At 52.4% G+C, this 13613-nt stretch carries 10 protein-coding genes; 3 read left to right on the forward strand and 7 right to left on the reverse strand.

Going from position 1 to position 13613, the window contains the following annotated elements; all coding sequences use genetic code 11:
• Window positions 1–16: 16 nt before the first annotated feature.
• Both AB1S56_RS21395 and AB1S56_RS21400 read right to left on the reverse strand, forming a co-directional pair.
• Entirely contained in the window at window positions 17–2521 is a 2505-nt protein-coding gene (locus AB1S56_RS21395) for an ATP-binding protein (protein WP_340870428.1), read from the reverse strand.
• Window positions 2522–2527: 6 nt separating this feature from the next.
• Complete coding sequence (locus AB1S56_RS21400; RefSeq protein ID WP_340870427.1) at window positions 2528–3178, reverse strand: hypothetical protein; 651 nt, start codon at window positions 3176–3178, stop codon at window positions 2528–2530.
• Between the two features lie 218 nt (window positions 3179–3396).
• Between AB1S56_RS21400 and AB1S56_RS21405 the strand changes: the two genes are divergently transcribed.
• The 3 genes from AB1S56_RS21405 (at window position 3397) to AB1S56_RS21415 (ending at window position 10527) form a co-directional block, all read left to right on the forward strand.
• Window positions 3397–7626 carry a glycoside hydrolase family 9 protein gene (locus AB1S56_RS21405; RefSeq protein ID WP_340870425.1) on the forward strand — a complete coding sequence of 1410 codons (4230 nt, stop codon included), beginning with the start codon at window positions 3397–3399 and terminating at the stop codon, window positions 7624–7626.
• 585 nt (window positions 7627–8211) lie between these two features.
• On the forward strand, window positions 8212–8892 hold the full coding sequence (locus AB1S56_RS21410) for a DUF4386 domain-containing protein (protein ID WP_340870423.1): 681 nt from the start codon (window positions 8212–8214) through the stop codon (window positions 8890–8892).
• A 213-nt stretch (window positions 8893–9105) separates the two neighbouring features.
• Window positions 9106–10527 carry an RICIN domain-containing protein gene (locus AB1S56_RS21415; RefSeq protein WP_340870514.1) on the forward strand — a complete coding sequence of 474 codons (1422 nt, stop codon included), beginning with the start codon at window positions 9106–9108 and terminating at the stop codon, window positions 10525–10527.
• A 54-nt stretch (window positions 10528–10581) separates the two neighbouring features.
• Here the strand turns inward: AB1S56_RS21415 and AB1S56_RS21420 are convergent, their stop codons facing one another.
• From AB1S56_RS21420 to AB1S56_RS21440, 5 genes are all read right to left on the reverse strand, one after another.
• Window positions 10582–10800 carry a hypothetical protein gene (locus AB1S56_RS21420; RefSeq protein ID WP_367903386.1) on the reverse strand — a complete coding sequence of 73 codons (219 nt, stop codon included), beginning with the start codon at window positions 10798–10800 and terminating at the stop codon, window positions 10582–10584.
• A 172-nt stretch (window positions 10801–10972) separates the two neighbouring features.
• On the reverse strand, window positions 10973–12091 hold the full coding sequence (locus tag AB1S56_RS21425) for an RNA-guided endonuclease InsQ/TnpB family protein (RefSeq protein WP_367903387.1): 1119 nt from the start codon (window positions 12089–12091) through the stop codon (window positions 10973–10975).
• A gap of 26 nt (window positions 12092–12117) precedes the next feature.
• Entirely contained in the window at window positions 12118–12456 is a 339-nt protein-coding gene (locus AB1S56_RS21430) for an NUDIX domain-containing protein (RefSeq protein WP_340873739.1), read from the reverse strand.
• A 99-nt stretch (window positions 12457–12555) separates the two neighbouring features.
• The gene (locus AB1S56_RS21435; protein WP_340873738.1) at window positions 12556–13107 is read right to left on the reverse strand and encodes a histidine phosphatase family protein; all 552 of its coding nucleotides are present in this window, start codon (window positions 13105–13107) and stop codon (window positions 12556–12558) included.
• Between the two features lie 35 nt (window positions 13108–13142).
• Window positions 13143–13598, reverse strand: a complete 456-nt coding sequence (locus AB1S56_RS21440; RefSeq protein WP_340873737.1) for a VOC family protein — start codon at window positions 13596–13598, stop codon at window positions 13143–13145.
• Window positions 13599–13613: the final 15 nt, after the last annotated feature.

The raw sequence follows: 13613 nt of genomic DNA on the forward strand, positions 1-13613 counted from the left end.
TATCCCTCCATCATCTCTATTCCGACACGGCCGTCCGCGGCACGCGAAGCGTGACCGTCGTCCCTACACCGGCTTCGCTGGCGATTACAAGGCCTGTGCCGAATTGCCGGACAAGCCGCTTATGAATATTGCGCAGGCCCACGCCGCCTTCTCCCTCCGGCTCGCGGGTAAGCAATGTCTCGCAGACATTAGCAGCCATGCCAGCTCCGTCATCCCTTACCATAATCACAACCTCCGATTCATCACGGCGAATGGCAAGGGTTAGGGTGCCGCCACCCTCCCGCTTCGTCACTCCATGCCTGACGGCATTCTCCACAAGAGGCTGCAGGGTCGTCGGCGGCAGGAGACAGTCCGCATCGGCTTCCACCTCATACCTGACGTGCAGTCGTTCACCGAACCTTGCGCGCTCGATTTGCAAATACGCCTCTGTCAGCTCAAGCTCCTTGCGCAGCGGCACCAGCTTCTGCTTGTTCCGGAAGTCGAAGCTTCCTCGCAAATATCGGCTGAGATGAATCAGCAGATCATGCGCCGTCTGGGGCTCGTCGAGCGATAGAGCAATAATCGTATTCAGCGCGTTGTACAAAAAATGAGGCTTAATCTGCGCCTGCAGAAACGCCATCTCCGAACGAACCGCATCCTCCGCCGAGCGCTTCATCTCCAGCAGCGTTCTGGCTCTCGCCCGAAGCTCATGGGGATCGAAGGGCTTCGCCGCAAAGTCATTAGCGCCTGCTTCGAAGCCGTACATCACGTCTGCCGGATCGCTTCTGGCCGTCGTCAGCAGAATAGGCAGCTCGGACAGGCCATAGCTCTCCCTGATTCTCCGGCAGGTCTCATAGCCGGACAAGCCCGGCATCATCACATCCAGAATGACTAGCCCGATACGCCCGTCATCCTCCTCCAGCGCTCGCAGCGCCTCCTGTCCGCTGGGCGCCGTCCGCACCTCGTAAGGCTCCCCCGCGAACAATGACGTCAGCACCCGCAGATTCACCGGATCGTCGTCGACGGCGAGAATCGCTGCCCCAGGCGCCGCTGCCGTGACGGCGGCTGGCTGCTCTGTGACAGGCTTATTCGCCGCCGCAACGGCAGGCATACCCTCTCGATACGGCTGAGTCGTCTCCCTCACCGCTCTATCCGCAATTGGCAGCGTGAAGGTAAACACGGAGCCTTCATGCTCCGTCGACAATACGGAGATGCTGCCGCCATGAAGCTCCACCAGCCGCTTCGTAATGCCAAGGCCCAGTCCGGTGCCGCCGTATTCTCTGGCTACTGGCGAGCCTAGACGCTCATACGATTGGAAGATGGTATCCAGCTTGTCCGCCGGAATGCCAATGCCGGAATCCGCGATGGCAATGTGCAGCAGGCCGCCCTCCTCCCAGCCGGAGACGACAATCTCTCCCTCCTGCGTAAACTTAACGGCGTTGCCAATCAAGTTGTACACGATCTGCAGCAGACGGTTCTCATCCGCCAGCGCCGGAGGCAGCGCATTAGGCCACTCCAGGCGGAGCGTCACCGGCTTCTGCCCGATGTAATGGCGGAATACCTCCTCCTGCGCGGACACCGCCGCTTGTACGTCGACCCGGCCAAGCTGGAGGCGGATTCCGTTATTTTTTAACAGGGACAAATCCAGAATATCGTTAATCAGATTGTTCATGCGCCGCGCCACCGACACCACTACATCCAGTTGCTCTGACTGCGCGCTCCCTATTGGGCCGAATTTGCCCTCGGACAACGCCTGGGACAAGTTCAGAATGCCATGCAGCGGCGTCTTGAGCTCGTGCGAGGTGTTAGCCAGAAACTCGTCCTTCAGTTGGTTCATCGCGATCAGCTCATTGGACATCTCTCCGATGGTGCGGTACGCATTCGTAAATCTGCGAGCCAGCTCCAGAGCCTCGATAAACACAAGCAGAATGAAGCCGTAAGGGACCAGCTGCGCGTCAACCGCAACAATCCAGCCCAGGCTGTACAAGATGTCATGCACCGCAGCCGCCACAAATACAAGCCAGCCCGTCAGCTGCAGCAGCGCTCCGTCCCTGCCCCTCCACAGGGCCAGGAAAAAACCGGTCAGTATATAAGCAAGAACGAAGAGGGAGACCATTCTGAAGTACCCAAGCAGGCTGGTGTAGATTTCCGCCGGGAGGAGCAGAGCAGCCAAGAAAGCCGCGCCGATCCATACAAGAACCTTGGCCAGCTTGGCGCTGAACTCTGCGGGATACAGCTCTCGCACGAACAAGACCGCCATCGTCACACCGCCGTAATAGGTTAAGTACTCCAGCATAATGAGCAGTCGAATAGAAACGTCAGGGTACAGCTCTACCAAATAAATCCCGCCTACTACCCACTGGCGAAGCGCGCCAAGCAGGCAGCAGATGCCGAAGTAGAGCGTAGACCGCTCCGAACGCCGCAGCAGAAATACAGATATTTGGTATAAGCCGAGCAGTGCGCAGCCGCCGAACACCGCCATACCGACGAAGCCGTCCCGTTTGTCCGAAGCCAGCATCTGCTCCTCGGAGCCCAGCGCCATGCTGAACTAGATGCCGCCTTCCGGATAGATCACGTTGGAAACCTCAATGAGCAGCTCAAACTCGTCTGCCTGAGGAACAAACGTAACGGTCTGCGGGTTGTAGGCCGATCTCGTCTCTTCCCTTGAAGGGCCAACGATACCCGCTCCCGCAACCTCCCTTCCATCCACGAGCACTTTGTAAGCAGGGGCTATGGCCGGTATTTGCAAGCCGAACGCTCCATCATGCCCACGAGTCAGCACCTGAAGCTTATACGTCGCATAACCGCGTCCCGGCAGACCGATCGTCTCCCACTCTCCGGGAACCTCAATAGTCACAGGCTCGCCCAGGCTCTCCTCTGGAGATCCCCCCGCCAGCCTCTCCCAATAGAGATCCCACTCCCCGTTCAGCCTTACAGGACCATCCTCCTGCAGGCTCCAATCGCGCAAATCCAGCACACCCTTGCTTGCCTTCGGCGCCAGTCGATCACCGCTGCCCGCTAGGCCCGGTATGACCATAGCGGCAATGAGCAGGAGCAGCAGCCCCATTAGGGAGGCCATCCGAAGCCTACGCTTGTCATTCGATATTGTTGTGGAGATCAAATCCTCATCCGCCTTCATTCTATGAAATAACCCTATCATACCGCACAGCGCGATGCCTGTGCAGATTTCCTTTCTCATCGTTGTGTCCCCCCGCGCCAATGGGGGCTGACTTAACAGTTTGTCAGCGCGGACTCCTTGCAGACTGAAAAGAAAGCGCAGCATGTCAGGTTTCTATTAGAGGATCTATTAACCTGCGAGAATCCGTCACAACTTGACAGATTTACATCATCGCCATTTCAGCAGCGGATCGTTATGATCTTCCCGTAAGCGATTACAATTTTGATAGGAGGAATGAAATGATGTCCGCAGGCTACAGAAGGAAAGGCAGAGTGATGAGAGGTATTTGTCTTGTTCTAGGCTTCGCCCTGCTGCTCAACGCGCTGGCTATTGCACCTGGCGCGGTCTCTGCCGCCGTAACCCCGCTCCCCGGTCCTGGCAATCCGCTGCTGTACGATGATTTCAACGGCGCCGGCTTGTACAAGGTGAATTGGTTCAACTGGTACAACCAGAACGGAGGCTCCGGCACATTCACGAAGACAACCGTCGATTCGAGGCAGGTCGGCAAGTTCACACAGACGCCTGCTTCGGCCAGCTCTTGGGCGAAGTTCCAGCCGATGAACGAGTCCGTGAATCTAACGGGCTACCGCTATTTCAACGTCACAATGAAGAACCCCGGCTACGCCGACTCCCTTATTCGCATTGCGCTTAACGACGGCTCAGCCAACTACAATCTGACAGGCGGCTGGGTGTCCATTCCAACCGACTGGACGACAAGCACCTTCGACCTGGACACGCTTGCGCCCAACCTTAACAAGAAGACCGCCAAGGTGGAAATTTGGCTTCGGCAAGCGGGCGGCGCTTACGGCGAGACGCTTATCGACGATATTTTTGCTTCGACGGGCAGCAGCGGCACCGCTCCAACGCTGACCGGCAGCATGACGGCTAATACGACGGGCACCTACAATCAGAGCACGCCGTTCACCTTCCGCGCCACTTACACAGACGCCGATAACCAGAAGCCTTTTGCCATGCAGGTGGTCATCGACAATACAACGACCTACGACATGATGGAGGTCGACAACGGCGATACAAACTTTACGGATGGCAAGGAATATTATTACATCACCAAGCTTCCCGTCGGCTCCCATTCCCATTACTTCCGCACAACGGATCTCACCTCCGATGAAGTGGCGACGACTTCCGTCGCGCAGCCTACGGTCGCCTTCTCGAATCAAGTCATTGACGTCGTCGTCAGCCAAGCCGGCTACAACGCGTCGGGCTTCAAGAACGCCAAGGTCACCTCGGATCAGCCGCTCACTGACTTGTCCTATCAGGTGAAGAGCGGCTCGACCGTCGTCGCCTCCGGCAATATGACATTTGAAGACGTCACCTGGAACAAACATGTCTATTCCATCGACTTCACCTCCGTGACCGCAACCGGCAACAGCTATACGGTCGTCAGCAACGGCATTACGTCCTATACATTCCCGATCCAGACCAATATATGGACGAACTTCAAGGATGAGATGACGGCATTCTACCGTCTGCAGCGCGCAAGCGTAGCGACTGAGGATGCCTACCCGACCGGCTACAGCAGCGTGGCTCCGTCCGCCAAGCTCTATCATCCGGCTGGGCATCTCGACGACGGCGCGTCGGCCGATGGATTAACGCATTATGATCTGACTGGCGGCTGGTACGATGCCGGAGACTACGGCAAGTATGCCGGCAACCAGTGGGTTGGCACCCAGATCGCGCTTGCCTATATCCGCCATAAGGATGCGGCCAGCTCGAAATTCGACAATGACGCTAACGGCTTACCGGATCTTGTGGACGAAGCCATATTCGGCAGCGAATATTTGATCAAGTTCGCTAACCAGCTGGGCGGAGCGCTGTACGACCTCAGGAACAACGCCGGCTCCTTCATCCACCCGCACAAAACAACGGACAACATTAACGGCACGGCGGATGACCGCAAGCTGGCCGGCATTGGCGTCGCGGGTTCGGCCAAAGCCGCGGCCACCTTGGCTGCAACGGCGCGCGCGATCCACACCGCCATCGCCGAAGGCGATGTCGTCTCCTCGGAGATCGCAGCGCTTGAGGACTTCGCCGATGACTGCGAAGCGGCCGCTCTTGTGTTCTACAACTACGTGGTAGCCAATCCAGAGGGCGTCGTCGGCTCCTATGCCACACGCGGCGGCATACCGAACGCCAAGCTGCTTGCTGACGTCGAGCTGTATTTGCTCACGAACGACGTCGCTTACAAAACTGCGGCAGCGACGAATATTAACACTCTGACGTTTGCCGACCTGTTCGCGACCAACTACTGGGATATGAGACCGATGGCGCTGGCTGAATTCTACCCCGCGGCCGACTCCACGACGCAAGCGCAGATCCAGAGTCTGCTCAAGCAGCAGCTTGACTTCTTCCTGTCGTCGACGGACGATACGCCTTACGGCGTGCTGAACCAATTCAAAAACTTCGGCGTTAACGAGCCGCATATGTCTTATGTCGGCGACGCGATGCGTTATTACGAGCTGTTCGGCGACCCTTCGGCGCTGCGCGCCGTCGAGAAAGGCATGTACTGGGTATTCGGCGAAAACCCCTGGAATATTAGCTGGGTATCCGGCATAGGCTCGGACTTCGTAACTTATCCGCATACAAGGTATGACGAGGGATCCAACACCAGCGACAAAGGCGGCATCGTCTTCCCAGGCGCCATGCTGAGCGGACCGAATATGAAGGATACCAAAGACAAAAAAAGCGTCAGTCCTTGGTACGAGGATCGTTCGCTGCACCTCGACGATACGAACCAATGGCGCTACAACGAGTTCAGCGTCAGCATTCAAGCCGGTCTGCTCTATACGGTCATGGCGCTTGCCGCCAATGAATCCGCCAGCTCCGCCGGAGCTGCGGCCCCCGTCCAGCTGCCGACCCTGTCTCCGGTTATCGGCGACTTCGTGCGGGGCAACGTAACCGTATTCGCGGGACCGGCGACGGGCTTGACGGATATCCAATACAGCACGACAGGCACCTCCGGCACCTTCCTGCCTATGACGCCATCCGGTCCCGCTTATTCAGCGGTCGTGGACGAAAGCGCAGCCGCGCCGTACGCCAACAAACGTGTGGATGTGAGAGGCACGGATTCACTTGGCAATCATACGTACAGCTCGACGCATTACACGGTTGCGGCTCCTCTGCCGGATCCGTCGACGCCGCTTCTGTACGATGACTTCGGCACTGGCGGACTGTGGGGCTCCACGGGAGGCAACAGCCGATGGGTGAACTGGTACACGCAGAATGGAGGGACAACAACCTTCGCCAAGGCAGAGGAGGATGGCCGCACGGTAGGCAAGTTCACGCAGACGCCGGCATCTGGCACCTCGAACGCGAAGTTCCAGCCTTGGCACGACAGCGTGGATCTATCCGGCTACCGCTATCTGAACTATACAGTGAAGAACGCAGGCTACCCGAATCTACGCATGAAGATTGAGCTGAACGACGGCTCTCGCACGTATAACTTAACCGGCGGCTGGGTTTCCGTGCCGACGACATGGACAGACCTTCAGATCGATCTTAACGCCCTGTCTCCTGCTGTGAACAAGCAGCGGACGACCATGTCCATCTGGCTGAACCAGACTGGAGGCACATATGGCGAAATGTTCATCGACGAGATCAAGGCGACCAATACAGCCAGCGGCTCGGCCCCTGCTCTGACAGGAGCATCTGTGGATCTGGCATCCGGCGATACGGATACAAGCTTCACGTTCGGGGTCACGTATACGGACGCCGACAATGACAAGCCATTCGCCATGGAGCTGGTGCTGGACGGCGTCATTCATGTTATGAACGAGGTCGATCCTGGCGATACGACCTACACCGACGGCAAGGCGTATACGTACACGACGAAGCTTCCTCTCGGCATCCATTCGTATTACTTCCATACGACGGATACGAACTCGGACGCCGTCAGCAGCGCCGTTCAGATCGGTCCGACTGTCAGCCAGACGCTGTTCTTCGATGACTTCTCCGACGGCAACGCAAACGGCTGGACAACGACCAGCGGAACCTGGTCCGTGCAGTCTGGCCAATACAGCGGTCAAGCGGGCAGCGGCAACAGCTACTCCATCACGGGCGAGTCCTCCTGGACCGACTATACGCTGGAGGCCAAGGTCAATGTGACCAACAACACCAACGGCAACAAGGACGCGGGACTCGTATTCCGCTATACCGATGAGAACAACTACTACATGCTGCTGCTTAAAAATAATGACAAGACCGGCAAGAAGATGGAGCTGATCAAAAACGTGGCAGGCGTCAAAACGTCTCTCGGATATGCGAATCCGAGCATCGCGGCCGATACGTTCTACACGTATAAGATCGTGCTGAACGGCGCTGACATCTCCGTCTACAAGGATGGAGCGCTCCAGTTCTCCGCTGCGGACAGCACCTTCGCAAGCGGCAAGATCGGCGCCCGAACCTATGCCAATACGAAAGCTTATTTCGATGATGTAACGGTGACGCATTAACCATCCTGCTGCGGCTGGATGACAGCAGCCTGAAGCTTAAATTCAATTGACACCAAAAAGCGGTAGCCATGGACGTTAGCAACGTCCTGGTCTACCGCTTTTTGGTTATTATCATGCTTGCCGCTGCTTCAAGCGTTCAATTTTAGCATAGGCATCGACGTCATGGTTAGATCTACATGTAAAAAGAACTTTACACTATGTATAGTTTAGTATACTATATGAAAGAAAAACGACTGACGGCGTCCTTGATAAAAACTTTCGCCATAGTCATCATCTCGACCGGGCTTCTAACGGTCAAAAACTTCCTTTAAACTAATCAAATCGGCCATCCAAAGTTGTAACGGTCATTTTCGAATGTTAGAACGATAATTGAGGTAAAGTCGGAGCGTTTAGGAGGGCTAAGCGTCAAGTTTGCCCGTTACAGGCTGGAAAGCGCTACATTCGAGCTCTAAGCGCATTTTTTGTCCGTTAGCGTTGTGGCGTTCGAACCACGTGAAAATGTTATACATTCTGGCGGTAAAAAATACAAATCATTGTTGAGAAGGCTTAATCAAGCAAGATAACAAGCAAAAAGGAGCTGTTATCATGAGAGCATACAGAAGGACAGCTATCTTCCTAGGGATATTGTTAGTATTGAATCTTGTATTTGGGATATTTAGTTCTGTCCCAGCGTTAGAACAACCAGACTATCTTTACAAATTGTCAGAGATTGAACTGCAGGTTTTGGTTGCGGTATTTTGTCAAGCAGCAATGGCGATCGTATATGTGCTTTTAACAGTCGTGTTTTATCCAATACTAAAGTCTTATAACAAAAACCTGGCAGCGGGATACTTTGGCTTCAGAATACTTGGAGCCGGATTTCTTTTTGCTGGAATCGGTTCACTGCTTCTCTTGCTCGTATTAAGTCAGACTGTTGCAACTGCTCATGAAGTCGATTCAACGTATTATGAGCTATTGGCCGAATTGCTTAGACAAGGCAGAGATATCCTGAATCACATTGCCATGATATTGCCATGGAGTATTGGCGGAATGATTCTTTACTTCTGCTTATACAGGAGTAAACTTGTTTCAAGCTGGTTATCTATTTGGGGTATGATTGGGTCTCTATTTACTTTTGCAGCGACCATATTGTTGATGTTAAACATCATTAAAATCGTGAACCCCATTTACTTTATTCTGAATGCGCCATTAGCCGTCTGCGAAATAGTATTCGCTATCTATTTGATTGGTAGAGGCTTTCATTCTATTGAAACACAATCTAATTAACGAGGAGATCGCTAATGAGTGTATAAATCCTGCAGCCTAGGACGTAAGTATTTAATCTCTGCGATACCGCAATTTTTACAAAAGTCGTAAAAATATTAGGATGTATTGGAAAGCAAGCTATGACACAATATTCATGGAAGCGCTTCCGTAAGCCATTGTTCATGATTACCCAATTCTAAGGAGGAATGAATAGTGACTCGTAAGATACGCTTTTTGAGCGTCTATTTGCTGCTGCTCAGTTTGGTCGGCGCATTATTCGCCATTCCCGCTTCGGCTGCCCCCGTTACCATTGACAACGGCATTCAATTCAAGGACACCAGCGGCAACCCCATTCAAGCCCATGGCGGCGGAATGCTGAAATCTGGCAGCTACTATTATTGGTTCGGCGAGAATCGGGATGGCACCAACTACGTCTCCGTCTACCGGTCCACTGATCTGAAAAATTGGCAATTCCGGGCACATGTGCTCAGCAAATCATCGCATGCCGAGCTGGCCACGGCGAACATCGAACGGCCAAAAGTCATTTATAACGCTTCTACAGGCAAATATGTGATGTGGATGCACAAGGAGAACGGCGTGGATTACGGAGAAGCTCGCGTAGCCGTAGCCTCTGCCTCCAATATTGAGGGGCCTTACACCTACCATGGCAGCTTCCGTCCGTTGAATTACGACTCTCGTGATATGACCGTCTATAACGATAACGGGACCGCCTACCTTATTTCCGCGACACAAGTGAACGCAGACCTGAACATCTATCGTTTGACCTCTGATTTTCTCGGCGTTGATTCGCTGGTAACTACCCTATGGGATAATCAATATCGCGAAGCACCTGCTATCTTCAAGCGCGGCAGCACCTACTTCCTTCTCACATCTGGTGCGACGGGCTGGAATCCGAACCAGGCCAAATACGCGACGGCAACCAGCATCGCTGGGCCTTGGAGCTCGCTGTCGAATGTCGGCAACGCCAATACTTATCAATCGCAATCGACCTACGTGCTTCCGGTAGAAGGCACCTCCGGCACCTCCTATCTGTATATGGGAGACCGCTGGGCAGGCGCTTGGGGCGGACCGGTGAACACATCGGAATATGTATGGCTGCCGATTACCTTCCCGACTTCTACCTCCATGTCCCTTAACTGGTCTGATCAGCTCACCATAGACGCTGCAGCAGGCACGATTACCGGTACAAACAATCCGCCCGTTAACACGACATCGTGGTACAAAATCACCAATCGAAACAGCAATCTCGTTCTTGGCGTGACCAACGGCTCGACAAGTAACAACGCAGTCATCGAACAATATTCCGATGGCGGCTGGACAAGTCAGCATTGGCAATTCACTGATGTAGGCGGCCGTTACTACAAGATCAAAAACCGCAACAGCGGCAAGGTGCTCGACATCCCGAGCTCTTCTACTGCTGACGGTACTAACGTGATTCAGTATACGGACAATGGCGGCTTAAACCAGCTCTTCCGCGTGCTGAGCACTGGCGACGGGTACTTCACAATTATGAACGTCAAGAGCCGCAAAGTCATCACGATCACAGACAGCTCAATCTCCAACGGTGCAGATGCCATACAGATGACGAACGATGGCGGAACTGATCAGCATTTTACATTCCAGACCACGAGCTAGCTGAAGCAGCCAGCACGATAGAGCCCGCGAAGATCGCGGGCTCTTTGACTTATGCTACCACTTACTGATGTAGCCCGTTTTTTTCAGATAGTGCTTAGTGAAGGGATTGATATTATCGATGGGTTGATCCAGTGAAAAATATTGCAGTTCATAACTTTCATGGTCATTAATCCTCGGATGTCCCAGTACCTCTTGGGCTTCAAAGATGGCCATCACATTGTAGATTTCATCACCGTTTGGATATTTGTAATACATCTCCTTGCCAGACAACATCGTAGTCAATGACCCCCACTTAACTAACGTTTGAAGTGGGAGCTTGTAACGACCCGATCGTACGAACGTCTTGCGACTCCGATCTTTTGGCGTTCCGAAGAACGTGGTGTTACATCCTCGAGTAAGTCTTCGCCTACCAATGGGCAGATTGACAGCTGCCCTGCAAGCCTAGTCATGCTAAGCCTGCACCTTCAAGAAGGTACTCTTTTCCCTTCAAACAGAGATTCATGGCGCCGATCCGGTCATCATTGCTTGCATATCCGCATGCCTGGCAACGAAAGCGATGCCTGCGTTTATCCCGGTTTTCTTTGGCCGTGTGGCGGCATAGGGGACACGCTTGCGAAGTGTGCTTCGGATCCACGGCTATCACCATCGATCCTGCAAGCTTCGCCTTATACGTCACCATCTGACGCAGCTGATAGAAAGCCCACGATACCGTCACATACCGATGCTTCAGCTGTGCCTTTTCCGCCCTGCGGCGGATCCCTGTCAAATCCTCCAGCACAAACAGCGTATTCGCCCCATATCGGGTAACGAGTGCCTTACTTACCTGATGGTTCACATCGGTCATCCAGCGGTTTTCTCGTTCTCCGATTTGCTTCAGCCTGCGGCGGGACGAAGCCGTTTGTTTGCGTTGCAGCTCGGAACGCAATCGTTGGTAGTTGGCTCGTTTGTGTTTGAGCTCCCTTCCTCGAAAAAACAGCGTTCTCCCCTCGGTGTCATACACCGTAGCTACAAAGTTGATGCCCAGATCAATCCCTGCAACGTGTTCAATCTCCTTAAGCTCAGGAGAGGCCATTTCCTTAGACACTGGAATATGCAAAAACCACTTCTGTTTTTTGCATACCAGCTTGGCTGTACCGAATGTCCATGTGCCGTCGAAATAGGTCTCCATTCCTTTGGCTTCGAAGGGGATCTTAATGCGGCCTTGCAGCGTATTGACGGAGAATAGCTTTGCGCTTAGCGAGTAATCCCGTCTCCAGACGAGATCGTATTCCGGCTTCTTAAATTGTACGAGAGTCCAAGCATGCCCACTGCTCAAGATGGTCTTGTATTTAGCCCGTACCGTTTTCAATACCGACTGCGCCATTTGAGAACGCAGGCCCATCGCGCTGCGCAGGGTTCGATACGTCATTCGGTGCAGGGCAGACTGCCGGCGCTCGCTCGTCTCAAACACAAGGGCAGAGACAAAATTACAGCCTTGACGATAAGCGATCATCGTTTGTTGCAGGGCCATCATTTGACTGTCTGACGGTTTGATTTTGATTTTCGCCGTCACGGTAACGATCATACGTTCGCCTCCTCACTATACTAATTTTAGCATAGTAGGGAGAACAAGAACACACCAAATATCATTTCGGCTAACGCCGAACGCCCATTCCTCCCCCGCTTATAGAAGACGGGAGTATCCTGGGCGATATTGATGAATGTATACGATTTAGCCGTCAATCCAGCCTCCTCGTGCAGCTCACGGGCAGCCGCTTCCTCAAATGATTCTCCCAGCTCAAGTGCTCCACCTAAAGTTCCCCAGTCATTGCTGTCAGTTCTTCTCTGCAGAAGTAATTGACCTTGCTCGTTGAATACAAGCACACAAGAACCAGCCATAATTAATGGCCTTGTGCCCACTAATTTTCGTAAATCCATTATGTAGCTCATGACCACTCCTCCGATTTCAAACCATACATGAAACGATCAACCTATCTGCCATTCATAAATTCATAATCTCTAATTGTACCTTCCAGCTTCTTAAATTATTCAAAGTCTTTGTACCTTCTCTAACGTCGTGCCATGAAATTGCAGCTGATAGATATCAGGCATTGTTGTCGACTTCCAAAATTCAATGTTATATTGCTTATCAAAATAACTAAGCATCAATGTCATAATGTCCCCATGGGTGCCTATAACAATGCTTTTGCCTTTATAATTACGTAAAATATAGTGCAAATCATGAATTGCTCTTGTTTGCGCTGTATGGCTGCTTTCACCATCAGGGTATTGGAAAGTAAAATCCGAATAGAGTCTATGCTTAGCTTCATTGAAATTCACTTCACCAATTTCACCAAGCTCTCTCTCCGTAAGACCCTCGAATAAGATTATTTCTTTCTGCAACTCATCCGCCAAGGGTGTTATCGTTTGGATCGCCCTTTCATATGGACTCGACAATATATAATGAATATCAAGGCTTATTAATTTTTCTTTGACCCTTATTGCTTGCAGCCTTCCCTTCTCCGATAACCCTCTTGTTCGCTCCTGACCGTTGATATAAATCGACTCCGCATGCCGTACAAAATAGATTTTGGTTTTCACAACGCTCAGCCACCTTCTTATTGCTGCCTTACAAGCTACCCGTTAGACCTACTAGTATTAAAATCTGCTTTAATCTCATCTTTAGGATCCCATATAGACCAAGCTGCCTCCAAGAAGTTCCCTTCATTATCCCTAAAATAAAAATACTTCGCTTCTCCAGCTCCCATGGTATTTAGCTCTTCAACCGGTATCCCTTTATCCTTCAGCCGTTTGTGTGTATATTCAATATCTGGGCAATTAATGGCCATGATCGGATATGGTTTCCCATTTCTAATGATCTCCAAGGACTGCTTATCCCTTGTTTCAATAAGCAGCAAGGCTATTGCGTTCTGATGTGGATGATGCAATACCGCAATTAATGATCCGCGATCCTCAAATTTATTCATGAGTTTGAAATCCAAGTTTTCGGTATACCAAGCAATGGACTCGTCAAGACGAGTTGTCGGAACGTATACATACCCAATTCGCAAAAATGAAAAGGCTTCGCTCATCAGACACACTCCCTT

Origin of the sequence: Paenibacillus sp. PL2-23, from assembly GCF_040834005.1 — a bacterium.
GTDB lineage: Bacteria > Bacillota > Bacilli > Paenibacillales > Paenibacillaceae > Pristimantibacillus.

Coding starts and splice junctions, on each gene's coding strand:
- AB1S56_RS21430 (WP_340873739.1), bottom strand. CDS start 12,456: ATGAGCTACATAATGGATTTACGAAAATTAGTGGGCACAAGGCCATTA.
- AB1S56_RS21405 (WP_340870425.1), top strand. CDS start 3,397: ATGATGTCCGCAGGCTACAGAAGGAAAGGCAGAGTGATGAGAGGTATT.
- AB1S56_RS21395 (WP_340870428.1), bottom strand. CDS start 2,521: ATGGCGCTGGGCTCCGAGGAGCAGATGCTGGCTTCGGACAAACGGGAC.
- AB1S56_RS21425 (WP_367903387.1), bottom strand. CDS start 12,091: ATGATCGTTACCGTGACGGCGAAAATCAAAATCAAACCGTCAGACAGT.
- AB1S56_RS21410 (WP_340870423.1), top strand. CDS start 8,212: ATGAGAGCATACAGAAGGACAGCTATCTTCCTAGGGATATTGTTAGTA.
- AB1S56_RS21400 (WP_340870427.1), bottom strand. CDS start 3,178: ATGAGAAAGGAAATCTGCACAGGCATCGCGCTGTGCGGTATGATAGGG.
- AB1S56_RS21420 (WP_367903386.1), bottom strand. CDS start 10,800: ATGTTGTCTGGCAAGGAGATGTATTACAAATATCCAAACGGTGATGAA.
- AB1S56_RS21440 (WP_340873737.1), bottom strand. CDS start 13,598: ATGAGCGAAGCCTTTTCATTTTTGCGAATTGGGTATGTATACGTTCCG.